At 61.6% G+C, this 22,925-nt stretch carries 21 protein-coding genes; 16 read left to right on the top strand and 5 right to left on the bottom strand.

What is annotated here, in order from left to right; all coding sequences use genetic code 11:
* Nucleotides 1-122 precede the first annotated feature (122 nt).
* Together motA and motB are read left to right on the top strand one after the other, a co-directional pair.
* A complete protein-coding gene (gene motA / locus ACM6HV_RS11715; RefSeq protein WP_007952169.1) occupies nt 123-974 on the top strand; it encodes a flagellar motor stator protein MotA in 852 nt (283 codons plus the stop codon).
* A gap of 3 nt (nt 975-977) precedes the next feature.
* On the top strand, nt 978-2,054 hold the full coding sequence (gene motB, locus ACM6HV_RS11710; protein WP_007967412.1) for a flagellar motor protein MotB: 1,077 nt from the start codon (nt 978-980) through the stop codon (nt 2,052-2,054).
* Between the two features lie 52 nt (nt 2,055-2,106).
* On the opposite strand, the gene ACM6HV_RS11705 is transcribed toward motB, so the two are convergent.
* The 4 genes from ACM6HV_RS11705 to rsgA all read right to left on the bottom strand — a co-directional run bounded on the left by ACM6HV_RS11705 (nt 2,107) and on the right by rsgA (nt 5,205).
* A complete protein-coding gene (locus ACM6HV_RS11705; protein ID WP_222016999.1) occupies nt 2,107-2,592 on the bottom strand; it encodes a toll/interleukin-1 receptor domain-containing protein in 486 nt (161 codons plus the stop codon).
* Complete coding sequence (locus ACM6HV_RS11700) at nt 2,592-3,551, bottom strand: caspase family protein (RefSeq protein WP_414904251.1); 960 nt, start codon at nt 3,549-3,551, stop codon at nt 2,592-2,594. The genes ACM6HV_RS11705 and ACM6HV_RS11700 overlap by 1 nt, the downstream gene beginning before the upstream one ends.
* 2 nt (nt 3,552-3,553) lie before the next feature.
* Nucleotides 3,554-3,961, bottom strand: coding sequence for a TIR domain-containing protein (locus ACM6HV_RS11695; protein ID WP_041065719.1), 408 nt, complete (start codon nt 3,959-3,961; stop codon nt 3,554-3,556).
* A 212-nt stretch (nt 3,962-4,173) separates the two neighbouring features.
* Nucleotides 4,174-5,205 (bottom strand): small ribosomal subunit biogenesis GTPase RsgA, encoded by a 1,032-nt coding sequence (gene rsgA / locus ACM6HV_RS11690; protein WP_039766628.1) that lies wholly within the window; start codon nt 5,203-5,205, stop codon nt 4,174-4,176.
* Nucleotides 5,206-5,312: 107 nt separating this feature from the next.
* Here rsgA and orn point away from each other — a divergent pair, with 107 nt between their 5' ends.
* Complete coding sequence (gene orn, locus ACM6HV_RS11685) at nt 5,313-5,855, top strand: oligoribonuclease (RefSeq protein ID WP_025110157.1); 543 nt, start codon at nt 5,313-5,315, stop codon at nt 5,853-5,855.
* Between the two features lie 159 nt (nt 5,856-6,014).
* Nucleotides 6,015-6,626, top strand: a complete 612-nt coding sequence (locus tag ACM6HV_RS11680) for a trimeric intracellular cation channel family protein (RefSeq protein ID WP_047290974.1) — start codon at nt 6,015-6,017, stop codon at nt 6,624-6,626.
* A 91-nt stretch (nt 6,627-6,717) separates the two neighbouring features.
* Here the strand turns inward: ACM6HV_RS11680 and queG are convergent, their stop codons facing one another.
* Nucleotides 6,718-7,782 carry a tRNA epoxyqueuosine(34) reductase QueG gene (gene queG, locus ACM6HV_RS11675; RefSeq protein WP_414904250.1) on the bottom strand — a complete coding sequence of 355 codons (1,065 nt, stop codon included), beginning with the start codon at nt 7,780-7,782 and terminating at the stop codon, nt 6,718-6,720.
* Between the two features lie 63 nt (nt 7,783-7,845).
* Between queG and ACM6HV_RS11670 the strand changes: the two genes are divergently transcribed.
* From ACM6HV_RS11670 to ACM6HV_RS11615, 12 genes are all read left to right on the top strand, one after another.
* A complete protein-coding gene (locus tag ACM6HV_RS11670; protein ID WP_414904249.1) occupies nt 7,846-9,345 on the top strand; it encodes an NAD(P)H-hydrate dehydratase in 1,500 nt (499 codons plus the stop codon).
* Nucleotides 9,333-9,803: a tRNA (adenosine(37)-N6)-threonylcarbamoyltransferase complex ATPase subunit type 1 TsaE gene (gene tsaE, locus ACM6HV_RS11665; RefSeq protein ID WP_145596101.1), complete on the top strand. Its 471-nt coding sequence runs from the start codon at nt 9,333-9,335 to the stop codon at nt 9,801-9,803. Before ACM6HV_RS11670 ends, tsaE begins: the two co-directional genes overlap by 13 nt.
* Before the next feature lie 51 nt (nt 9,804-9,854).
* Nucleotides 9,855-11,234: an N-acetylmuramoyl-L-alanine amidase gene (locus tag ACM6HV_RS11660; protein WP_373557748.1), complete on the top strand. Its 1,380-nt coding sequence runs from the start codon at nt 9,855-9,857 to the stop codon at nt 11,232-11,234.
* A gap of 5 nt (nt 11,235-11,239) precedes the next feature.
* Nucleotides 11,240-13,141, top strand: coding sequence for a DNA mismatch repair endonuclease MutL (mutL, locus tag ACM6HV_RS11655; protein ID WP_414904471.1), 1,902 nt, complete (start codon nt 11,240-11,242; stop codon nt 13,139-13,141).
* Nucleotides 13,141-14,112, top strand: coding sequence for a tRNA (adenosine(37)-N6)-dimethylallyltransferase MiaA (miaA, locus tag ACM6HV_RS11650; RefSeq protein WP_414904470.1), 972 nt, complete (start codon nt 13,141-13,143; stop codon nt 14,110-14,112). Before mutL ends, miaA begins: the two co-directional genes overlap by 1 nt.
* Before the next feature lie 94 nt (nt 14,113-14,206).
* Entirely contained in the window at nt 14,207-14,467 is a 261-nt protein-coding gene (gene hfq, locus ACM6HV_RS11645; protein ID WP_003221112.1) for an RNA chaperone Hfq, read from the top strand.
* Nucleotides 14,468-14,479: 12 nt separating this feature from the next.
* Entirely contained in the window at nt 14,480-15,781 is a 1,302-nt protein-coding gene (gene hflX, locus ACM6HV_RS11640) for a ribosome rescue GTPase HflX (protein ID WP_003221114.1), read from the top strand.
* A 96-nt stretch (nt 15,782-15,877) separates the two neighbouring features.
* Complete coding sequence (gene hflK, locus ACM6HV_RS11635) at nt 15,878-17,053, top strand: FtsH protease activity modulator HflK (RefSeq protein ID WP_414904248.1); 1,176 nt, start codon at nt 15,878-15,880, stop codon at nt 17,051-17,053.
* The gene (gene hflC / locus ACM6HV_RS11630) at nt 17,053-17,922 is read left to right on the top strand and encodes a protease modulator HflC (RefSeq protein ID WP_027611416.1); all 870 of its coding nucleotides are present in this window, start codon (nt 17,053-17,055) and stop codon (nt 17,920-17,922) included. Before hflK ends, hflC begins: the two co-directional genes overlap by 1 nt.
* A gap of 313 nt (nt 17,923-18,235) precedes the next feature.
* On the top strand, nt 18,236-19,423 hold the full coding sequence (locus ACM6HV_RS11625) for an ATP phosphoribosyltransferase regulatory subunit (protein WP_414904247.1): 1,188 nt from the start codon (nt 18,236-18,238) through the stop codon (nt 19,421-19,423).
* Between the two features lie 54 nt (nt 19,424-19,477).
* Nucleotides 19,478-20,767: an adenylosuccinate synthase gene (locus tag ACM6HV_RS11620; protein ID WP_085711159.1), complete on the top strand. Its 1,290-nt coding sequence runs from the start codon at nt 19,478-19,480 to the stop codon at nt 20,765-20,767.
* Between the two features lie 139 nt (nt 20,768-20,906).
* Nucleotides 20,907-22,841: a methyl-accepting chemotaxis protein gene (locus tag ACM6HV_RS11615; protein ID WP_041065689.1), complete on the top strand. Its 1,935-nt coding sequence runs from the start codon at nt 20,907-20,909 to the stop codon at nt 22,839-22,841.
* Nucleotides 22,842-22,925: the final 84 nt, after the last annotated feature.

Here is a 22,925-nt window from a genome sequence, read left to right as displayed (position 1 = left end):
CTAAATTGGCTTTTCGCCTGAACTGGCTATAGTCTGGCGCAGTTTTGCCGATAAGTAGAAGAAGAGATTTTTTAACTTCCGAATATGACCTTGAACCCGACTTAAGTAAGTACTTTCTACCTATGGCTAAAATTATCGGCATCATCGTCGTATTCGCGAGCGTGCTCGGCGGATACGTGCTCTCCCACGGCAAAATTGCCGCCCTGATCCAGCCCTTCGAGGTGATGATCATCGGTGGTGCGGCCCTCGGTGCATTCCTCCAGGCCAACCCCGGTTACATGACGATGCACGTGCTCAAGAAATCCCTGAGCATGTTCAGTTCGCGCTTCAGCCACACGTTCTATCTGGAAGTGCTGGGCCTGATCTACGAGATCCTCAACAAGAGCCGCCGCGAAGGCATGATGGCCATCGAAGGCGACATCGAAGACGCTGCCGCGAGCCCGATCTTCGCCAAGTACCCGGCCGTGCTCAAAGACGAACGCATGACCGCGTTCATCTGCGATTACCTGCGCATCATGTCCTCCGGCAACATGGCTCCGCATGAGCTGGAAGGCCTGTTCGACATGGAGCTCTACAGCCTCAAGGAAGACCTTGAGCACCCGTCCCATGCGGTGAACGGCATCGCCGACGCCATGCCCGGTTTCGGTATCGTCGCGGCGGTACTGGGTATCGTGGTGACCATGGCGTCCCTGGGCGAAGGCGATCAGAAATCCATCGGTCTGCACGTGGGTGCGGCTCTGGTCGGTACCTTCTTCGGTATTCTCGCGGCCTACGGCTTCTTCGGCCCGTTGGCGCATTCCCTGGCCCACGATGCCAAGGAAGAGCTGAACGTCTATGAAGCCATCAAGGCTTCGCTGGTGGCGTCGGCTTCCGGCATGCCGCCATCGCTGGCGGTGGAGTTCGGGCGCAAGGTTCTGTACCCGGCGCACCGTCCAAGCTTCGCCGAGCTGGAACAAGCCGTTCGCGGTCGCTAAGCCATGGAAAATAATCAGCCGATAATCATCAAGCGCGTCAAGCGCATAGCCGGTGGGCACCACGGCGGGGCGTGGAAAATCGCCTTCGCCGACTTCGCCACGGCGATGATGGCGTTCTTCCTGGTGTTGTGGTTGCTGTCCACCGCAACGCCTGAGCAGAAGATCGCCATCGCCGGTTACTTCAAGGATCCGGTCGGCTTCTCCGAAAGTGGCACGCCGTACATCATTGATCTGGGCGGCACGCCGACCCTGGCGCCGGAAAATACCCTCAACCCTGAAGTGAAATCGCAGCCGCAACCGGACAAGGTCACGGTCGACACCGAGCAGGTCGAAGGCATGGCCGAGCAGGTCGAGAAAGAACGCCTGGAACTGTTGCTGCAGGAACTGCAGAACAAGGTCGACGAGAACCCGCAGCTGCAGAAGTTCAAGGATCAGATCCTGTTCGAGATCACCCCGAACGGCCTGCGCATCCAGATCATGGACGCGGAAAACCGGCCGATGTTCGACTCGGGCTCGGCACGTCTGAAGCCGTACTTCGAAGACATCCTGCTGGCCATGGCCGACACCATCAAAGCGGTGCCGAACAAGATCAGCATCAGCGGTCACACCGATGCCAAGCCGTACACCGGCACCGGTGATTTCGGTAACTGGGAGCTCTCGGCCAACCGTGCCAACGCCGCGCGGCGTGCGCTGGTGGCAGGCAGCTATCCGGATTCGCAGGTGGCGCGGGTCGTCGGTTATGCCTCGTCGGCGCTGTTCGACAAGGAAAACCCGTTCAACCCGGTCAACCGCCGCATCGACATCGTGGTCCTGACCAAAAAAGCGCAAGCAGCCATCGAAGGCTCGCAGGGTGCCGACGCGGCCAAGCCAGCCGCCGAAGGTCAGAATGGCGCCGCTCCGGCGACGCCGGTCGATCCGAACGCGTTGCCGGCAGACCAGCAACCGGTGCCGGCCCACGAGTTGCGCGAACGCTTGAACCTGTTCGACGACGCCGCACCGAAACCGGCCGCGCCGGGGGCTGCGGCGCCAGCGCCAACAGCTCCGCCAGCCGCTGCACCGGCTCCCGCGCCGAAGCAGTGACCGACAAAAAAGCCGACAGTGATGTCGGCTTTTTTGTGGCTGTCGATTGGCCTCAGAAACCGCGCCGAATCCGGTTTTTCAGTTGTTCATGGAACAGATCGGCATTGCGCTTATAGGTGCCGCTGAAGGATTCGTTGCTCGAATCCAGCGTCATCGAACGCTTGCTCGACACTTCTTCACGATAGGCATCGATGAAGAAATTCAGATCACTGGCTGTGCTCAGCTTCGGCCACTTGTCCAGATACTCCGGCAACTGCGCTTGTCCGGTGCGGAACGAGCAGATCCGCCGGTTGCTGATCGTCGCTTCGCCGATTTCGAACGGCACCCACCACGACAGTGCGGTTTTCTCCGAAACCACCGCCAGCAGGTGCGTGCACTCGGTGATGTTGCGGGTGATCACCCCGGTGATGTCGTCGGTGGTCTGCGATTCCGGGTCGAGTACGTCGAGGTAGGTCTTGATGTTGGCCTGCATCAATTGGGCATTGATCGCCATGGCTTGCGGACGATCGATGTGGCGGTAGCTGATGAATACGGGCATCAGAAGTGTCCTTTTAAGGCGAGTTCGCGGTAATAGGCGCCGAGCGCCGTGAGGCGGCAGCCGGTGGAGTGAAGCGCGGCGTAGTACATGTGTTCGGCATCCACCGGTTCGATCAGGCTGTGGCGGTTGCACATTTGCAGTTGCTTGAAGATGTCGCCGTGCTCGGGGTCGAACAGCGCTTCGGTGGGCTCGTAGCTGGGATCGAGCCGGAAGACGAAACTTGGCTCGGGGAACCAGTCTTTGAGTTTGCGCAGGGTTTCCTCGGCAATCAGCGGCGCGACTTCGCGCAGCGGCACGAACTGCGAGACATTGGTCTTGAACACCGGGCGCTGTTCCCAGGCGCCCAGCGCATTGTCGACAAACGAATAAACGCTACCGGGGGTGACCTTGCCGAGTACGTTGGCTGCGCCACCGTGCAGCGCTTGCAGCAACAGATCCGTGAAGACGCCATGACCGCGACTTTCCAGGGCGTACTGTTCTTTTTTGCAGGCCGTGAGAATGGTCACGCCTTCGCCGATCACACTGCTGCCGCCACGCAGATTGCGCATGGCGCCTGCTGCGCCGGCCTGGCAGCAATCGAGAATGATGATTTTGTTCTTGATGTGCGGGGCCTTGTCGGCCCATTCCAGAATGTCGCTGATGCGGATCCCGTCTCCACCAGGCTGATAGTCCTGGGGGATCAGGAGTCCTTCGTCGATGCTGGTGTCGAACTGACCATGGCCGGCGAAGTACAGCAGTGCCACGTCACAGTCGCCTGAGAACAGGCTCTGGATCTGCTGTTTCATGTGGCCGAGCGTAAGTTTTTCTTCGGCGGAAGTCAGCACTTTGCTGCTGAAGTTCGGTCGCCCGTTGGCGTGACGCTCGAGCACCGACGCCATGGCCATGGCGTCGTTGTTACAGCCGCTCAAGGGTGAGACGTGGTCGTAGTGGTTGATGCCGATAAACAGTCCTTTGCGCATGGTTACACCGCCGTGTGCAGACGAATCGCACTGACGATGCTGTTGGTGTTCCATGCGCACTCGGCGTGAGCCGCCTCACGCACGACAGTGGAAATGCGCTCGGCGCCGAACGGCTTGATCGCGATGATCACTTTGCCCATGCGTTTGGCGATCTCGATTTCCTTGTTGATCCACTTGCTGTAGGTCGAATACATCCCGGCCATGATCAGCACCGCCGAGCACGGACGGATCTTGTTTTCGATGGCTTCTTCGAGCTGCTTGTCGGTCTGCGCGCCCATGATCGGGTTGTGCGGCGGCACGGAAAAATTCTTGAAACTGAAATCCGGTCTGGCGCCGAGCAGGCGTACCAGATTGTCGTGGGCGTGGGCGTAGTTCCACGAATGGCTGATGAACAAATGGTAAGTCTGCATGGGGTTCCTCGAAGGTCGCGAAGGTGCGAAGGAGGACCCCAATCTAGGCATCTGACGCGGGCCTACAAGGGCTGGGCGGTGAAAGAGAAATGTCCTGCAAACAGGTGCGGGCGGGTCCGTCAGAAGAGTCTGACGTTTAACGGAATCGGGGATTTGTCAGGCGTGATCCGACATCCGGCAGCCCCCGGGCGAGGGACTGCCGGTGCAGGTGTTTAGTAGCCGTTTTCCGGCAGGCTGGCGATGATCGAGCGGTAGCTGTTCATCCGCTGCTGCTGCACGCGGCCATCTTCCAGGGCTTTGAGCAGTGCACAGCCGGGTTCGCGGTCATGCTTGCAGTCGCGAAAGCGGCAGGTGCCGAGCAGGTCGTTGAACTCGATGAAGCCGGCTTCGACATCAGCGCGGCTGACGTGGCCCAGGCCGAACTCACGAATACCCGGGGAGTCGATCAGCTCGCCGCCGCCCGGGAAGTGGAACAGGCGCGCGGTGGTCGTGGTGTGCGTGCCCTGACCGGACAGCTCCGACAACGGGCCGACGCGGGTCTCGACTTCCGGCAACAGGCTGTTGACCAGCGATGACTTGCCGACGCCGGACTGGCCGACGAATACGCTGATGCGCCCGTCGAGCTGCTTCTGCAACTGTTCCATGCCATTGCCGTGATGTGCGGACACTTCCAGCACCGGATAACCCAGCGTGCGGTACACCGCCAGCAGGGCATTGAGCGCCGGGGCGTTCTGCTCGTCGATCAGGTCGAATTTGTTCAGCAGCAGCAACGGGCGGATGCCGGCATGTTCCGCTGCGACCAGATAACGGTCGATCAGGTTGGCGTGCGGCTCGGGCAGTGGCGCGAAGACGATGACGATCATGTCGACGTTGGCCGCCACCGGTTTGAGCTGGCCACGGCTGTCCGGGCGGCAGAGCTCGGTGGTGCGCGGCAGTTGCGCGACGATCACGCCGATGCCCTGGTTGCCGGCGCGCCAGACCACCCGATCACCGGTCACCAGCGCCGGCAGGTTGGCGCGCAGGTGGCAACGGAATACCTGACCGGCCAGTTCGCCGTCCACGGCCTCGACCTCGACCTGCACCCCGAAGTGGGCGATCACCAGGCCGTGTTGCTCAGGCCCCAGATCGCCGCCCTCGAGGGCTTCGACCGCCGAGGACTCGCGTTTGGCAGCGCGGGCGGCGCGCTCGCCCTGAATCTTTTCGATGCGCCAGTTTTGACGACGATTGAGTTGGCGTTTGGCCATGGGTGTTCCGTCTGAAGAATGCAGCGATTAGGTAAAACGGCCGCGAGTTTAGCACGCCCGGGCACCGGCCTAGGCTAAACTGCGCAGCATTGCCTAGGAGCCCGAATATGCAAAACCCGCAGAACCTGATCTGGATCGACCTGGAAATGACCGGTCTGGATCCGGAAAACGACGTCATCATCGAAATGGCCACCATCGTCACCGACAGTGACCTGAACACCTTGGCCGAAGGCCCGGTGATCGCCATTCACCACAGTGACGAAGTGCTCGCCCGCATGGACGAGTGGAACACCCGCACTCACGGCAACTCGGGCCTGACCCAGCGCGTACGCGACAGCCGCATCAGCATGGCCGAAGCCGAGGCCGAGACCATCGCCTTCCTGGAAAAGTGGGTGCCGAAAGGCAAGTCGCCGATCTGCGGCAACAGCATCTGCCAGGATCGGCGCTTCCTTTATACCCACATGAAAGGGCTGGAAAGCTACTTCCACTACCGCAACCTCGACGTGTCGACGCTCAAGGAGCTGGCCGCACGCTGGGCACCGGACGTGCGCGACAGCTTCAAGAAGGGCAGCACGCACCTGGCACTGGACGACATCCGCGAATCGATCGCCGAGCTGCAGCACTACCGCAAGCATTTCATCAAGTTCTGATGTTGCACCGGGCCACTTGGTGAAACTGTAGCGGGGAGCGCTTCGCGCTCCATCGGGGATGAATCCCCTCGCCACAGGTTTTGAGGGGGCGCTTACCGCCCCCTTCTGGTGCGGCGCTGAAATGGCTAGACTGCGCGCCTTCCTGCCAGGACCGCCACCATGTTGCTGATGCTCTATCTGATCGCCATTACCGCCGAAGCCATGACCGGCGCGCTGTCTGCCGGACGGCGCGGCATGGACTGGTTCGGGGTGGTGCTGATCGCCTGTGTCACGGCGCTGGGTGGCGGTTCGGTGCGTGATGTGTTGCTCGGGCACTATCCGCTGACGTGGGTCAAGCACCCGGAATATCTGGTGCTGACCTCGGCCGCCGCAATGCTCACCGTGTTCACCGCGCGCTGGATGCGTCACCTGCGCTCACTGTTTCTGGTGCTCGACGCGGTCGGCCTGGTGGCGTTCACCCTGATTGGCTGCATGACTGCGCTGGAAATGGGCCACGGCATGCTGGTGGCGTCGGTCAGCGGCGTGATCACTGGAGTGTTCGGCGGCATCCTGCGCGACATTTTCTGCAACGACATCCCGCTGATCTTCCGCCGCGAACTGTACGCCAGCGTCTCGTTCGCCGCCGCGTGGTGCTACATGCTCTGCCTGTACCTGAATGTGCCGAGCGAACAGGCGATCCTGATCACCTTGTTCGGCGGTTTTCTGCTGCGGTTGCTGGCCATCCGTTTCCATTGGGAAATGCCCAAGTTTGTCTATAACGACGAGCATTAATGCATTCCCCTGTAGGAGCTGCCGCAGGCTGCGATCCTTTGATCTTGTCTTTTAAATATCAAAGTCAAAAGATCGCAGCCTGCGGCAGCTCCTACAATTGACCGTGTTGTTTCAGCGCCCACTCGACGTGTTCGCGGACTAGATCGGACGGGTAGTCACGGCGCGCCTTCAAGGCTTCCAGTACCGGAATGCTCGATGGCGCGTTGCCCAGGCCGACCGCCAGATTGCGCAACCAGCGCTCGTAACCGGCGCGGCGCAGCGGTGAGCCTTCGGTGCTGCTGAGAAATTTGTCCTCGTCCCACAGGAACAGCTCCGCCAGTTCGGCGTTGTCCAGGTTGTGCCGCGGCTTGAAATCGCTTTCTCCGGACGGTCGGGCGAAGCGGTTCCACGGGCAGACAATCTGGCAATCGTCGCAGCCGAACACGCGATTGCCGATCAGCGGGCGCAGGTCTTCGGGGATGGCGTTTTTCAGTTCGATGGTCAGGTACGAGATGCAGCGCCGAGCGTCCAGCACGTAGGGGCCGACGAAGGCGTTGGTCGGGCAGATGTCCAGACACGCGGTGCAGCGCCCGCAATGTTCGCTGCTGTGCGGTTCGTCCACGGGCAGCGGCAGATCGACAAACAGTTCACTCAAGAAGAAATAGCTGCCGGCCTTGCGGTTCAGCACGAGCGTATTTTTACCGATCCAGCCCAGCCCGGCCTGCTCGGCGATGGCTTTTTCCAGCACCGGGGCGCTGTCGACGAAGGCACGGAAACCGAACGGGCCGATCTGCGACTGAATCTTGTCGGCCAATTGCTGCACACGTTTACGGATCAATTTGTGGTAATCGCGGCCCAAGGCATAACGCGAGACGTAAGCTTTCTCCGGTTGCGCCAGCATTTGCGCCATTTGGGTGTCGCCGGGCAGGTAGTCCATGCGCAGCGAAACCACACGCAATGTGCCGGGAACCAGTTCCTCCGGATGCGAGCGTTTGCTGCCGTGGGCGCCCATGTAATCCATTTCGCCGTGGTAGCCGGCGGCGAGCCAGCGCTGCAGATGCTGCTCGTGCTCGGCCAGGTCCAGACCGCTGATGCCGACTTGCTGGAAGCCCAGCTCGCGGCCCCAATCCTTGATCGATTGGGCGAGGGCGGGCAGATCTGTGGTGATGGCGGACATGAGGCGAGAGAAACCGGAGCTGAGGTGCGTATAATTCTGCCAGACATCGGAGCCCGAAGACGCATGCCGCACACGAAAGATGAATTACCCGACGCGCTGTATGGCGCCGCGCAGGTGCGAGCACTCGATGCGCGGCTGATCGCTGCGGGTACGCCGGGCTTAGAATTGATGCAGCGCGCCGCTCATGCGACCTGGCGCGCATTGGTGCGACAGTGGCCTGCGGCGAACCAAATGACTGTGCTTGCCGGGCATGGCAACAACGCCGGTGATGGTTTTCTGATCGCCGCGCTGGCGCACCGTGCCGGGTGGGCGGTGCGGGTGCTGGCCGTCGGTGATCCGCAACGCTTGCAGGGCGACGCGGCGCAGGCTTATGCGCAGGCCATCAACGATGGTGTCGCCGTGCAGGGCTGGACTGCGCACAGCGAGCTGCTTGGGGTGATTGTCGATGCCTTGCTCGGCACCGGGCTGACCGGCGATGTGCGCGAGCCGTATGTCGCCGCGATCAAGGCAATCAATGCCAGTGGCCTGCCGGTGGTGGCGGTGGATATTCCTTCCGGACTGTCTGCCGATACCGGGCATGTTCTCGGCGTTGCGGTTCGCGCCGACCTTACCGTGACCTTTATCGGCTTGAAGCTCGGCCTGTTCACCGGTGATGCGGCGGATCAGGTCGGGGCGTTGGTGTTTAACGATCTGCAAGCCGCCGCCGACGTCTACCGTGACGTTCCTGCCAGCGCTGTGCGTCTCTCGGCGGCTAATCTTCCACGATTGGCCCCGCGTGCGCCCGCTGCACACAAAGGGCGCTTCGGGCATTTGCTGCTGATCGGTGGCGATCAGGGTTTTGGCGGGGCGATTCTGCTCAGCAGCGAAAGTGCGCTGCGTAGTGGCGCCGGGATGGTGTCGCTGGCAACCCGTGCGGAACATGTCCCGGCAGCACTGACGCGGATGCCGGAAGTCATGGTGCTCGGCACGTCGTCAGCCAATCAGTTGATGGGGCTGCTGGAAAAGGTTTCGGTGCTGGTGGTTGGCCCGGGTCTCGGGCAGGCGAGCTGGGGGCGGGCGCTGTTGTCGGCGGCCGCCAATGCGCCGCTGCCACAAATTTGGGACGCCGACGCGTTGAACCTGCTGGCGAGCGGATTTGTCAGCCTGCCTGAGGATTGTGTGATCACCCCGCATCCGGGAGAGGCGGCGCGCCTGTTGGGCGTCAGTACCGCTGAGGTGCAGGCAGATCGTCCGGCCGCCGCGCGGGCGTTGAGCAAAAAATACTCGGCCGTCGTCGTGCTGAAAGGCGCCGGCAGCCTGATCGCCCACCCCGATGGGCGTCTGGCGCTGTGTCATCAAGGCCATCCGGCCATGGCCACCGCCGGCCTGGGCGACGTACTCGCCGGCTTGATCGGGGCGCTGCTGGCGCAGGGCATGGACGGCTTCGACGCCGCGTGTCTGGCGGTCTGGCTGCACGCCAATGCCGGTGCGCAACAAGGTAAATTCGGCCGTGGGCTGGCGGCCAGTGATCTGATTCCAGTCATTCGTCAGTTGTTGGAGGAGCATGCACCGTGTCTGAAGTAACCCTGTACCTGGCCGATGAACAGGCCATGAGCGACTTTGGCGCACGGATCGCCCGCGTTACCGGGGGCCACGGCCTGATTTTTCTCGAAGGCAACCTGGGCATGGGCAAAACCACTCTGTCGCGGGGCATCATTCGTGGCCTGGGGCACGTTGGCGCGGTAAAGAGTCCGACCTTCACCCTGGTCGAGCCCTACGAAATCGGTGACGTGCGCGCCTTCCACTTCGACCTGTATCGCCTGGTCGATCCGGAAGAGCTGGAGTTTCTCGGCATCCGCGACTATTTCGAAGATGACGCGCTGTGCTTGATCGAGTGGCCCGATAAAGGTGCAGGCTTTTTGCCAAAGCCTGACCTGACCATTACCATTAGCCCGCAAGACAGCGGGCGTTCGCTGAAAATTTTATCCCAGGGCTCGCGTGGCGAGGCCTGGTGTGCCGCTTTGGCATTGGAATCCAATTAAATGATGGGGTTAGGTATGCGCTTTCGCGCGTTGGTGGCTGCCGTTGGACTGATGTTGATGGCAGTGACCGTCAACGCTGTGGCCGAGACAAAGGTCAACAGCGTGCGCCTGTGGCGGGCGCCGGACAACACGCGACTGGTCTTCGACCTGAGCGGCCCGGTGCAGCACAGCGTCTTCACCCTGACCGCACCGGATCGGCTGGTGATCGACATCAATGGCGCCACCCTGGGTGCGCCGCTGAAAGTCTCGACCGCCAACACGCCAATCACCGCGATGCGTTCGGCCCAGCGTACGCCGACCGACCTGCGGGTGGTCATCGACCTGAAAAAAGCCGTCACCCCGAAGAGTTTCTCGCTGGCGCCGAACGCGCAATACGGTAACCGTCTGGTGGTCGACCTGTTCGATAACCCGGCCGATGCGGCGCCGCCGCCAGCCCCGACGCCATCGGTCGCCACCGTGCCGGCCGTGCCGGTCACACCGTCGGAACCAGCGATCAAGTTGCCACCGGCCCCGGCCGGCAAGCGCGACATCATTGTGGTGATCGACGCCGGCCACGGCGGCGAAGACCCGGGTGCGTCCGGCTCGCGCGGCCAGCGTGAGAAAGACGTGGTGCTGCAGATCGCCCGCGAGCTGCAGCGTCAGGTCAACGGCATGAAAGGTTTCCGCGCCGAGCTGACCCGTACCGGCGACTACTTCATCCCGTTGCGCGGCCGTACCGAAATTGCTCGCAAGAAGGGCGCCGACCTGTTCGTTTCGATCCACGCCGACGCCGCGCCGTCCGCGGCAGCCTTCGGCGCCTCGGTGTTTGCCCTGTCCGATCGCGGCGCGACATCGGAGACCGCCCGTTGGCTGGCCGACAGCGAAAACCGTTCCGACCTGATCGGTGGTGCCGGCAACGTCAGCCTCGACGACAAGGACCGCATGCTCGCCGGTGTGTTGCTCGACCTGTCGATGACCGCCTCGCTGACTTCCAGCCTCAACGTCGGCCAGAAAGTCCTGACCAACATCGGCCGCGTGACGCCGCTGCACAAGCAGCGCGTGGAGCAGGCCGGGTTCATGGTGCTGAAGTCGCCGGACATCCCGTCGATCCTCGTTGAAACCGGATTTATCTCCAACGCCAACGAAGCGAACAAACTCTCGGCATCGAGCCACCAGCAGGCGCTGGCCCGCTCGATCAGCAGCGGCGTGCGCCAGTTCTTCCAGCAGAACCCGCCACCGGGCACCTACATCGCCTGGCTGCGTGACTCCGGCAAGATCGCCCAAGGCCCGCGTGATCACCGCGTAAGCCCGGGCGAGACGCTGGCGATGATTGCGGTGCGTTATCAGGTATCCCCCGCGACGCTGCGCAGCGCCAACAACCTCAGCAGTGATGAACTGAAGGTCGGTCAGCACCTGACCATCCCTGGCACCGAACTGGCGTCCAAAGAATGAACCAGGTGTTGAACGCCGCGCGCATTGAACTGCTCAGCCCACGGCTGGCGAACCAGATCGCCGCCGGTGAGGTGGTCGAACGCCCGGCTTCGGTGATCAAGGAGTTGCTGGAAAACAGCCTCGACTCCGGTGCCAGGCGCATCGACGTCGATGTCGAGCAGGGCGGTGTCAAGTTGCTGCGGGTGCGTGACGACGGCAGCGGCATTTCCGCCGACGACCTGCCGCTGGCGCTGGCCCGTCACGCCACCAGCAAGATTCGCAACCTCGAAGATCTGGAGCAGGTGATGAGCCTGGGCTTCCGTGGTGAAGCACTGGCGTCGATCAGTTCCGTGGCGCGCCTGACCCTGACCTCGCGCACCCGCGATGCCGATCAGGCGTGGCAGGTCGAAACCGAAGGCCGCGACATGACGCCTCGGGTACAGCCGGCAGCGCATCCGGTCGGTACCTCGGTGGAAGTGCGCGACCTGTTCTTCAACACGCCGGCGCGGCGCAAGTTTCTCAAGACCGAAAAAACCGAATTCGATCACCTGCAAGAAGTGATCAAACGTCTGGCGCTGGCGCGTTTCGACGTCGCCTTCCATCTGCGCCATAACGGCAAGACCATCCTCAGCCTGCACGAGGCCCACGATGATGCGGCCCGCGCCCGGCGTGTGGCGGCGATCTGCGGTTCGGGCTTTTTGGAGCAGGCGCTGCCGATCGAGATCGAGCGCAACGGCTTGCACCTGTGGGGCTGGGTCGGGTTGCCGACTTTCAACCGCAGTCAGGCGGACTTGCAGTATTTTTTTGTGAACGGCCGTGCGGTACGCGACAAACTGGTGGCGCACGCGGTGCGTCAGGCTTATCGCGATGTGCTGTTCAACGGTCGTCATCCGACGTTTGCGCTGTTTTTCGAGGTTGATCCGGCGGCGGTGGACGTCAACGTGCACCCGACCAAGCACGAAGTGCGCTTCCGTGACGGGCGCATGGTGCATGACTTCCTTTACGGCACGCTGCACCGTGCGCTGGGCGATGTGCGTCCCGAGGATCAATTGGCCGGTTCCGTGACGACCGCTGTCGTTCGGCCAACGGGCATCGAGGCCGGTGAGTTCGGCCCACAGGGTGAAATGCGTCTGGCAGCCAATGCGCTGCTCGAGCAACCGCAGGCGCAACCGGCGTTCAGCACATCTTCGGGTGCCAGCGCTGGCGGCGCTTATCAGTATCAGTACACGCCACGTCCGCAGTCGGCGATGCCGCCGGCCGCCGAGGCTCAAGCCGCTTACCGCGAGTTCTTCGCGCCGTTGCCGGAAGCGAATGCCAACGCGCTGCCGGCCGGTCAGGAAGATATTCCGCCGCTTGGTTACGCACTGGCGCAGCTCAAGGGCATCTACATCCTGTCCGAGAACGCCCAGGGTCTGGTGTTGGTGGATATGCATGCCGCGCACGAACGGATCATGTACGAACGCCTGAAGATCGCCATGGCCAGCGAAGGCCTCAGTGGCCAGCCGCTGCTGGTGCCGGAGTCGCTGGCGGTCAGTCAGCGTGAAGCCGATTGCGCCGAAGAGCACGCTGCATGGTTCCAGAAGCTGGGCTTCGAGCTGCAGCGTCTGGGCCCGGAAACGTTGGCGATCCGGCAGATTCCGGCGCTGCTCAAGCAGGCCGAGGCCAACCGGCTGGTGGGTGACGTGTTGTCGGACCTGATGGAATACGGCACCAGCGACCGGATTCAGGCACACCTGAACGAACTGCTCGGGACCATGGCCTGCCACGGTGCGATCCGCGCCAACCGGCGCCTGGCCCTGCCAGAAATGAACGGCCTGCTGCGCGACATGGAAAACACCGAGCGCAGCGGTCAATGCAACCATGGCCGACCGACCTGGACCCAACTGGGCCTGGACGATCTGGACAAACTGTTCCTGCGCGGTCGTTGATGAGCCAGCTCCCTCCAGCGATTTTCCTGATGGGCCCGACCGCTGCGGGCAAGACCGACCTGGCCATCGAGCTGACCAAGGTCCTGCCGTGCGAGCTGATCAGCGTCGACTCGGCGCTGGTCTATCGCGGCATGGACATCGGCACCGCCAAGCCTTCCAAAGAATTGCTGGCCGAGTTTCCGCACCGGCTGATCGATATTCTCGATCCGGCTGAAGCCTATTCGGCTGCGGATTTTCGTCGCGATGCCCTGCAAGCCATGGCCGAGATCACCGCGCGCGGGAAAATTCCGCTGCTGGTCGGCGGCACCATGCTCTATTACAAGGCGTTGGTTGAAGGTCTGGCAGACATGCCGGCGGCTGATCCCGAAGTCCGCGCACAGATCGAAGAAGAGGCTGCGCGCCTTGGCTGGCAAGCCCTGCACGAGCAGCTGGCGATCATCGATCCGGTGTCGGCGGCACGCATTCACCCGAACGATCCGCAGCGCCTGAGTCGGGCGCTGGAGGTTTATCGGGTCAGTGGCCAGAGCATGACCGCCCTGCGTCAGCAACAATCTGTGCAAAGTACTGAAGCAGCCGCTTCGGGACGGCAACAATTGCCCTATACTGTCGCGAACTTGGCCATTGCTCCGGCAAATCGCCAGGTACTGCACGAACGCATTAAACAAAGATTCACAAATATGCTGGAACAGGGATTCATCGACGAGGTCGTAGCCCTGCGTAAAAGAAGTGACCTGCATGTCGGGTTGCCGTCTATACGTGCGGTAGGCTACCGCCAAGTCTGGGACTACCTGGATGGCAAGCTGTCGTTAGCTGAAATGCAGGAACGCGGCATCATTGCCACGCGTCAATTGGCCAAGCGCCAGTTCACCTGGCTGCGCAGCTGGGAAGAACTGCACTGGCTGGACAGTCTTGATTGCGACAATCTGCCACGCGCCTTGAAATACCTTGGGACCATCTCCATATTGAGCTGAGTCCTTGCAATTGCCGTCTATCCTTGGGGGTGTGGCGGCCAAAGCCATCTGAATTACCTATTTTTATTATTGAATCCTTAAAGGAGTGCGGCACATGTCAAAAGGGCATTCGCTACAAGACCCTTACTTGAATACTTTACGTAAAGAGAAAGTTGGGGTTTCCATCTACCTGGTCAACGGTATCAAACTGCAAGGCACGATCGAGTCGTTCGACCAGTTCGTTATCCTGCTGAAAAACACCGTCAGCCAGATGGTTTACAAACACGCTATCTCGACAGTCGTGCCAGTACGTCCAATTCGTCTGCCTAGCGCAACCGAATCCGATGCAGGTGACGCTGAGCCAGGTAACGCCTGATAGGAGTCTCCTTTGTTCTTTGAGCGCCACGGTGGTGGTGAGCGAGTCATCCTCGTTCACTTGGAAGGTCAGGACCCTGAGGCGCGCGAAGATCCGCAGGAGTTTCAGGAATTGGCTAATTCGGCGGGCGCCGAGACCGTTGCGTTTTTTAACGTACCGCGTCATCGGCCAACCGCCAAATTCCTGATTGGCAGCGGCAAGGTCGAAGAGTTACGCGACCTGGTCCATGCCGAGAAGGCCGATCTGGTGATTTTCAATCACATTCTCACGCCCAGTCAGGAACGTAACCTCGAACGTGTTTTCGAGTGTCGCGTGATCGACCGTACCGGTCTGATTCTCGATATCTTCGCCCAGCGCGCGCGTACCCATGAAGGCAAGCTCCAGGTCGAACTGGCCCAGCTTGATCACATGAGCACTCGCCTGGTTCGCGGCTGGACTCACCTTGAGCGTCAGGGTGGCGGTATCGGCATGCGCGGCCCGGGTGAAACCCAGCTCGAAACCGACCGGCGTCTGCTGCGGGTACGTCTGCGTCAGATCAAGGGTCGTCTGGAAAAAGTGCGCAGCCAGCGCGAGCAATCGCGACGCGGCCGCTCCCGTGCGGATATCCCTACCGTGTCTCTGGTGGGCTATACCAACGCCGGCAAATCCACGCTGTTCAATAACGTGACCAAATCCGAGGTGTACGCGGCCGACCAGTTGTTCGCCACGCTGGACCCGACCCTGCGTCGTCTGGAACTGGACGACCTGGGACCGATTGTTCTCGCGGACACCGTAGGATTCATTCGGCACTTGCCGCACAAGCTGGTCGAGGCATTTCGGTCTACGCTCGAAGAGTCGAGCAACTCCGACCTGCTGTTGCACGTGATCGACGCGGCCGAGCCGGATCGCATGTTGCAGATCGAGCAGGTGATGGTGGTGCTGGGCGAGATCGGGGCGCAGGACTTGCCGATCCTCGAGGTATACAACAAACTCGATTTGCTTGAAGGCGTTGAGCCACAGATCCAGCGCGATGCCGATGGCAAGCCACAACGGGTCTGGCTGTCAGCGCGTGATGGCACGGGTCTGGAATTGCTTGAGCAAGCCATTGCCGAGTTGCTGGGCAGTGATTTGTTTGTGGGCACATTGCGCTTGCCGCAACGGTTCGCTCGACTGCGTGCGCAGTTCTTCGAACTCGGCGCTGTACAGAAAGAAGAACACGACGAAGAAGGCATCTGCCTGCTGGCCGTTCGTTTGCCCCGGGTCGAGTTGAATCGACTGGTAAGCCGCGAAGGATTGCAGCCGATGGAATTCATCGAGCAACACACTTTGCAATAAAAGCCTGACAAAGCGGTTGTGCCGCAACGGCAGGCATTCTGTAGCATTGGTCGGCGCGCCGTGGGTGCGTCTTTGCTTTATCAGATGGAGAGCGCTATGGCTTGGAATGAGCCGGGTGGCAACTCGAATAATCAGGATCCCTGGGGTGGCAAGCGCCGCAATAACGGCGACCGCAAGGGGCCACCGGATCTCGACGAGGCCTTCCGAAAGCTGCAGGAAAGCCTGAACGGGTTGTTCGGTGGTGGTAAGAAACGCGGTGGTGATGACGGCGGTGGTTCGGGCAGGAGTGGTGGCGGCTTCGGCGGTCTGCTCGGCATCGGCCTTGTCGTGCTGGCGGCTGTCTGGCTGTACAGCGCGGTCTATGTGGTCGACGAGCAGGAGCAAGCCGTGGTGCTGCGCTTCGGCAAGTACTATGAGACTGTCGGCCCCGGCCTGAACATCTACTTCCCGCCGATCGACAAGAAATACATGGAGAACGTCACGCGTGAGCGTGCCTACACCAAGCAGGGCCAGATGCTGACCGAAGACGAAAACATCGTCGAAGTGCCGCTGACCGTGCAGTACAAGATCAGCAACCTGCAGGATTTCGTGCTGAACGTCGATCAGCCGGAAATCAGCCTGCAGCATGCGACCGACAGCGCACTGCGCCACGTGGTGGGTTCGACCGCCATGGACCAGGTGCTGACCGAAGGTCGTGAATTGATGGCCAGCGAAATCAAGGAGCGTCTGCAACGTTTCCTCGATACCTATCGCACTGGTATCACCGTCACTCAGGTCAACGTACAGAGCGCAGCGGCACCGCGCGAAGTGCAGGAAGCCTTTGACGACGTGATCCGCGCCCGGGAAGACGAGCAGCGTTCGCGCAACCAGGCGGAAACCTACGCCAACGGCGTCGTGCCGGAAGCCCGTGGTCAGGCCCAGCGTATCCTCGAGGATGCCAACGGTTACCGTGACGAAACGGTCTCGCGCGCCAAGGGTGAGGCAGACCGCTTCACCAAACTGGTCGCCGAGTATCGCAAGGCCCCTGAAGTCACCCGCCAGCGTCTGTACCTGGACACCATGCAGGAAGTCTTCAGCAACACCAGCAAGGTACTCGTGACCGGCAACAAAAACGGCCAGAGCAACCTGCTTTACCTGCCGTTGGACAAAATGATCCAGAACAGTTCGGGCAGCAATGCACCGGTGACCGGTTCGGCTGCCGCCAGCAACAACACGGACGTCGCGCCGCATGTCACTGACCTGCCGCAGGCACGTACAAGGGAGGCCCGCTGATGAGCAATAAATCGCTGATCGCCCTGATCGTTGGCGTTGTCGTGGTGCTGGTGGGCTGGAACTGCTTCTATATCGTGGCTCAGACCGAGCGCGCGGTGCTGCTGCAATTCGGTCGTGTGGTTCAGGCCGATGTCCAGCCGGGCCTGCATGTGAAAGTGCCTTACGTTAACCAGGTGCGTAAATTCGACGCACGTCTGATGACGCTGGATGCACCGACACAGCGCTTCCTGACCCTGGAAAAGAAAGCCGTGATGGTCGATGCCTACGCCAAGTGGCGCGTGAAAGATGCCGAGCGCTTCTACACCGCGACTTCCGGCCTCAAGCAGATCGCCGACGAGCGTCTGTCCCGTCGTCTGGAATCCGGTCTGCGTGACCAGTTCGGCAAGCGCACCCTGCACGAAGTGGTGTCGGGTGAGCGTGATGCGCTGATGGCTGACATCACCGCGTCGCTGAATAAGATGGCGGAAAAAGAGCTGGGTATCGAAGTCGTCGATGTCCGGGTCAAGGCCATCGATCTGCCGAAAGAAGTGAACCGCAGCGTGTTCGAACGTATGAGCACCGAGCGTGAGCGTGAAGCTCGCGAGCACCGCGCCAAGGGTAACGAGCTGGCCGAAGGCATCCGTGCCGACGCCGATCGTCAACGCCGCGTGCTGCTGGCTGAAGCCTATCGTGAGTCTGAAGAGATTCGCGGTGATGGCGATGCCCAGGCCGCTGCGATCTACTCCAAGGCCTACGGTCAGGATCAGGAGTTCTACGGTTTCTACCGTAGCCTGCGTGCCTACCGTGAAAGCTTCGCGAACAAATCCGACGTCATGGTTCTCGACCCAAGCAGCGACTTCTTCCGTTACCTGGAAAAGTCCAAGCCTTGATACGACGTTGACCTGAATCATTCCGCCCGGCGGCTAAAACCTCGGGCGGGGTGATCCTTTGGGAAAACGTGTGTATGATGCGGCAGCCGGGAAATTCCCGGCTTTTTTGCGTCTGCACGTTTGATTGCTGTTTTTTGTTGCAGGCATCGGGTTGAATGGCCCGAGCGTTTTTCGAGGAAAGTGATGGGCGAAGCCGGTAACAGGCCTTTCGCCGCGTCGTTGATGCGCGTGCGTTTTGAACGGTTCGGTCATTTTCTGCTTCACTCAAGGCTCGCCCGCAGGCTGGCCGCCCGGATCAAAGGGGAATGGCGTAATGGCAACGGTAGACCGCTGGCTGCTGCCAGATGGCATCGAAGAAGTACTGCCACCGGAAGCGGCGCGCATTGAAGTCGCGCGTCGTCAGGTGTTGGATCTGTTCCAGAGCTGGGGTTACGAGTTTGTCGTGACTCCCCATATCGAGTACCTGGAATCCCTGCTGACCGGTGCGGGCCAGGACCTGGATCTGCGTACCTTCAAGGTCATCGACCCGCAGTCGGGTCGGCAGATGGGGTTCCGTGCCGACATCACGCCGCAAGTGGCGCGCATCGATGCGCACACCCTGCGTCGCGAAGGCCCTAGCCGCCTGTGCTACGCCGGCAGCGTGCTGCATGCCCAGCCGCGTGCGCTGTCGTCCTCGCGCAGCCCGATTCAACTGGGTGCCGAGTTGTACGGCGATGCCAGCCCGAGCAGCGACGTGGAAGTCATCAGCCTGATGCTGGCCATGCTGCAACTGGCCGATGTGCCGGATGTGCACATGGACCTTGGCCATGTCGGCATCTACCGTGGCCTGGCGCGTGCCGCCGGTTTGTCCGGTGAGGTTGAGCAGCAGTTGTTCGATGCGTTGCAACGCAAGGCCATCGACGAGGTCATTACCTTGACCGAAGGCCTGCCGGCCGATCTGTCCGGCATGCTGCGGGCGCTGGTCGACCTGTGTGGTGGCCGTGAAGTACTGAGCGCTGCCCGTGAGCGTCTGGCCAATGCGCCGGCGCCGGTGCTGGCCGCGCTGGAAGATTTGCTGGCGATCGCCGAGCGTCTGGCGACGCGTTTCCCGGATCTGCCGCTGTACTTCGATCTGGGCGAGTTGCGTGGCTACCACTACCACACCGGTGTGGTGTTCGCGGTGTTTGTCCCGGGCGTGGGTCAGTCCATCGCTCAGGGCGGTCGTTACGACGACATCGGCGCCGACTTCGGTCGTGCCCGTCCGGCGACCGGCTTCTCTACCGATTTGAAAACCCTGGTGACCCTGGGGCGTGCTGAGATCGAGCTACCGTCTGGCGGTATCTGGATGCCTGACAGTACGGATGCGGCACTCTGGCAGCAGGTTTGCCAGTTGCGCAGTGAGGGTCAGCGTGTCGTTCAGGCATTGCCTGGACAACCTTTGGCCGCCGCCCGTGATGCGGACTGCGACCGGCAATTGATTCAGCAGAACGGGCTTTGGCAAGTATCGCCACTGGCTTCTTGAGTTTTCCTGCCGGCCATCGCCGGCACCAAGTTTGCGCGAATGAGGACAAGTGTTATGGGTAAGAATGTCGTAGTCCTGGGCACCCAATGGGGTGATGAGGGCAAAGGCAAGATCGTTGATCTGCTGACCGAACATGCTGCCGCCGTAGTGCGCTACCAAGGTGGCCACAACGCTGGCCACACCCTGGTGATCGACGGCGAGAAAACCGTCTTGCACCTGATCCCGTCGGGCGTGCTGCGCGAAGGCGTGCAGTGCCTGATCGGCAACGGCGTGGTGGTTGCACCTGACGCCCTGCTGCGTGAGATCACCAAGCTGGAAGAGAAAGGCGTACCGGTGCGCGAGCGTCTGCGTATCAGCCCGTCCTGCCCGCTGATCCTGTCCTTCCACGTGGCGCTGGACCAGGCCCGTGAAAAAGCCCGTGGCGAGCTGAAGATCGGTACCACCGGTCGCGGCATCGGCCCGGCTTATGAAGACAAGGTTGCACGCCGTGGCCTGCGCGTCGGCGACCTGCTGAACATGCCGCGTTTCGAAGACAAGCTGCGTGAACTGGTGGATTACCACAACTTCATGCTGGTGGGTTACTACAAAGAGCCGGCCATCGAGTTCGAAAAGACCCTGGCCGAGTGCAAGGAATACGCCGAGCTGCTCAAGCCGCTGATGCTCGACGTGACTGCCGAGCTGCACGACCTGCGTCGCGCCGGCAAGGACATCATGTTCGAAGGCGCCCAGGGTTCGTTGCTCGACATCGACCACGGTACCTACCCGTACGTGACCAGCTCCAACACCACCGCCGGTGGCGTGGCGACCGGTTCGGGCGTTGGCCCGATGTTCCTCGACTACATCCTGGGCATTACCAAGGCTTACACCACTCGCGTCGGTTCGGGTCCATTCCCGACTGAGCTGTTCGACGAAGTGGGCGCGCACCTGGCCAAGCAAGGTCACGAGTTCGGCGCGACCACCGGCCGTGCCCGTCGTTGCGGCTGGTTCGACGCCGTTATCCTGCGTCGCGCTATCGATGTGAACAGCATCTCGGGCATCTGCCTGACCAAGCTGGACGTTCTCGATGGTCTGGAAACCATCAACATCTGCACCGGCTACAAGGACGCGCAGGGCAATGCCGTGGCGCCGACCGACGCTGACAGCTACGTGGGCCTGCAGCCTGTGTACGAAGAAGTGCCGGGCTGGACCGAATCGACCGTGGGTGCCAAAACCCTGGAAGAGCTGCCAGCTAACGCTCGTGCCTACATCAAACGCGTTGAAGAGTTGATCGGCGCGCCGATCGACATTATTTCGACGGGGCCGGATCGCAACGAAACCATCGTTCTGCGTCATCCGTTCGCTTGATAAGTCGTTGATGTAAATAACAAAGGCCCCTTCATCGGGGCCTTTGTCGTTTGTGCCTGTTGGACGGCATGACCTTTGCTGTAAATCTTCCTACAAGAGTGCCATCAAATTAATGGCGTCAGACGTAGAGGGATTCACAGTGTCGGCCGTTCTCTCACTGTTACAAAGCCGTTTGTTGCGGCCCGTGTTCGTTACCCTTGGTATCGCCCTTTTGGTGCAAGTGCTGGTGGCAGTCGCCCTGACACGAAGCACGGTCACGGCGCTGGAAGCCGATCTCGGCACTCGTCTGGGTGCTGATAGCCAGAAGCTTTCGGGCGAGCTGGAGCAGGCCGGGCGTGAAGTCACCTCCAGCCTCGACAACCTTTCCTCAAGTACCCGGCAACGTCTGACCGCTGGTCTGTCCGCGCGTCTGAAGGATGAGCAGGCACAACTGCGTGCGACGCTGGAAAAAGACCTGAAGGATTCGGCCAATGACATGGCCCAGTTGCTGGCCTCAGTGGCGCCGCGCGCCATGTGGGACAGCGACGTGCCAACCCTGTCGGAATTCGCCCGCCGCGCCCAGCGTAACCCCAACGTGTTGTTCGTGGTTTACGACGACGCCACCGGACAACACCTGACGCGTTATCTCAATCGCGAAAACCCGATCAACAAAGCCCTGCTGGAAAAAGGCCAGGGCGAGCGTGCGCTGGACAAGGTGCTGGATGCGGCGAAGAACGATCCGTCGGTCTACTACCTCGAAGCGTCGATCAACCCTAACGGCGTGGAAATCGGCAAAGTGCTGATGGGCGTCTCGACCGCGTCGGTGGAAACCGATCTGGCGGCGCTCGACCAGCGCTTCTCGGCGCTGATCGCCAGCAGCGATCAACTGGTGGGCGACAGCCTCAAGGGCGCAGCAGCGGACAGCGCGACAGCCATGCAGGCACGCCTGCAGTCCGCGCAATCCACCGCTGCCGAAATGAAAGCCAATACCAGCAGCACCGTGCAGGATGCCGCCGCGACCTTGCGCTGGCGGATCGGCATGGGCCTGGCGCTGGTCGGTTGTGGCGTGTTGCTGTTGCTGGCGGTGGTGCTCGGGCATCGAGTGGTCAATCGCCTGAAAATGCTCAACGCAGCGATGGACGATCTGGCGGCGGGCGAGGGCGACCTGACCAAGCGCGTGCAGATCAACAGCAAGGACGAAATCGGCGACATGGCCTCGGCAGTCAATCGCTTTGTGGATAAGTTACAGCCGATCGTGCGCGAGGCGGGCGATGTGGCCCAGCGTACCGGCGTGGAAATCGGTGCGATGACCCTGCGCAACGCCGGTGCCGATGCCGCGGCCGGGATGCAGCGTGATGAAGTGGCGGAGAGCCTGCGCGCGCTGTCGCAGATGGCCGACGAGGCACAATCGGAAAGCCACGCCATGCAGGCGGCGTTGAAGCAGGTGGTGGATATTCGCCAGGCCACCGATGAAAACACTCGCACCTCGGCGAAGGTCGGCAGTTTGATCGAGGCGCTGGCCGGGCAGGTCGATACCGGGGCGAAAGTCATCGAGCGACTGGCGCAGCAGAGCGAACAGATTGAAGTGGTGTTGACGGTGATTCACGGCATCGCCGAGCAGACCAACCTGTTGGCCTTGAACGCGGCGATCGAAGCGGCGCGGGCCGGTGAGACCGGGCGCGGTTTTGCGGTGGTCGCCGATGAAGTGCGCGCCCTGGCGAGCAAGACGCAAAGCTCCACGGGCGATATCCAGGCGCACATCGTCGCGTTGCAGCAAGGCGCGCGTGAGGCGGTCGAGGCGATTGGTCAGGCCGGGCGGCAGGCCAGCGAAGGGTTGCTGGTGTTGCGCGACAGTGCGCGGTTGCAGCAGTCGGTGCAGGCTTCGGTCGAGCAGGTGCATGCGGCGATCGGTCTGGCGACGCAGGCGGCGGCGCATCAGGCGCAGGGCGCACAGGCAGTGCGCGGGCGGGTCGAGACGATCCATGCACAGGCCGAGAAAGCGGCGCAAGCGGTGGTGGAAACCACGGCCAGCGGCAAGGTGCTGGATGGGTTGGCGGCGCAGTTGAAGGCCAGCCTGGGACAGTTCAGGGCCTGATGTTGCCCCCTTCGCGAGCAGGCTCGCTCCCACATTCGATCGCATCCCTCTGGCGGGACTCGATCAAAATGTGGGAGCGAGCCT

This window comes from Pseudomonas sp. IT-P260 (assembly GCF_949768395.1).
GTDB lineage: Bacteria > Pseudomonadota > Gammaproteobacteria > Pseudomonadales > Pseudomonadaceae > Aquipseudomonas > Aquipseudomonas parakoreensis.
Note: the sequence above shows the minus strand (reverse complement) of the source record. Positions and strands in the feature narration are given on the sequence as shown.

Excerpts from the sequence above, each read along its gene's own strand:
- rsgA (WP_039766628.1), bottom strand. The coding sequence starts at position 5,205 with ATGGCCAAACGCCAACTCAATCGTCGTCAAAACTGGCGCATCGAAAAG.
- orn (WP_025110157.1), top strand. The coding sequence starts at position 5,313 with ATGCAAAACCCGCAGAACCTGATCTGGATCGACCTGGAAATGACCGGT.
- queG (WP_414904250.1), bottom strand. The coding sequence starts at position 7,782 with ATGTCCGCCATCACCACAGATCTGCCCGCCCTCGCCCAATCGATCAAG.
- miaA (WP_414904470.1), top strand. The coding sequence starts at position 13,141 with ATGAGCCAGCTCCCTCCAGCGATTTTCCTGATGGGCCCGACCGCTGCG.
- hfq (WP_003221112.1), top strand. The coding sequence starts at position 14,207 with ATGTCAAAAGGGCATTCGCTACAAGACCCTTACTTGAATACTTTACGT.
- ACM6HV_RS11625 (WP_414904247.1), top strand. The coding sequence starts at position 18,236 with ATGGCAACGGTAGACCGCTGGCTGCTGCCAGATGGCATCGAAGAAGTA.
- hflC (WP_027611416.1), top strand. The coding sequence starts at position 17,053 with ATGAGCAATAAATCGCTGATCGCCCTGATCGTTGGCGTTGTCGTGGTG.
- motB (WP_007967412.1), top strand. The coding sequence starts at position 978 with ATGGAAAATAATCAGCCGATAATCATCAAGCGCGTCAAGCGCATAGCC.
- ACM6HV_RS11680 (WP_047290974.1), top strand. The coding sequence starts at position 6,015 with ATGTTGCTGATGCTCTATCTGATCGCCATTACCGCCGAAGCCATGACC.
- hflK (WP_414904248.1), top strand. The coding sequence starts at position 15,878 with ATGGCTTGGAATGAGCCGGGTGGCAACTCGAATAATCAGGATCCCTGG.
- ACM6HV_RS11620 (WP_085711159.1), top strand. The coding sequence starts at position 19,478 with ATGGGTAAGAATGTCGTAGTCCTGGGCACCCAATGGGGTGATGAGGGC.
- ACM6HV_RS11670 (WP_414904249.1), top strand. The coding sequence starts at position 7,846 with ATGCCGCACACGAAAGATGAATTACCCGACGCGCTGTATGGCGCCGCG.
- ACM6HV_RS11660 (WP_373557748.1), top strand. The coding sequence starts at position 9,855 with ATGTTGATGGCAGTGACCGTCAACGCTGTGGCCGAGACAAAGGTCAAC.
- motA (WP_007952169.1), top strand. The coding sequence starts at position 123 with ATGGCTAAAATTATCGGCATCATCGTCGTATTCGCGAGCGTGCTCGGC.
- ACM6HV_RS11700 (WP_414904251.1), bottom strand. The coding sequence starts at position 3,551 with ATGCGCAAAGGACTGTTTATCGGCATCAACCACTACGACCACGTCTCA.
- ACM6HV_RS11705 (WP_222016999.1), bottom strand. The coding sequence starts at position 2,592 with ATGCCCGTATTCATCAGCTACCGCCACATCGATCGTCCGCAAGCCATG.
- ACM6HV_RS11695 (WP_041065719.1), bottom strand. The coding sequence starts at position 3,961 with ATGCAGACTTACCATTTGTTCATCAGCCATTCGTGGAACTACGCCCAC.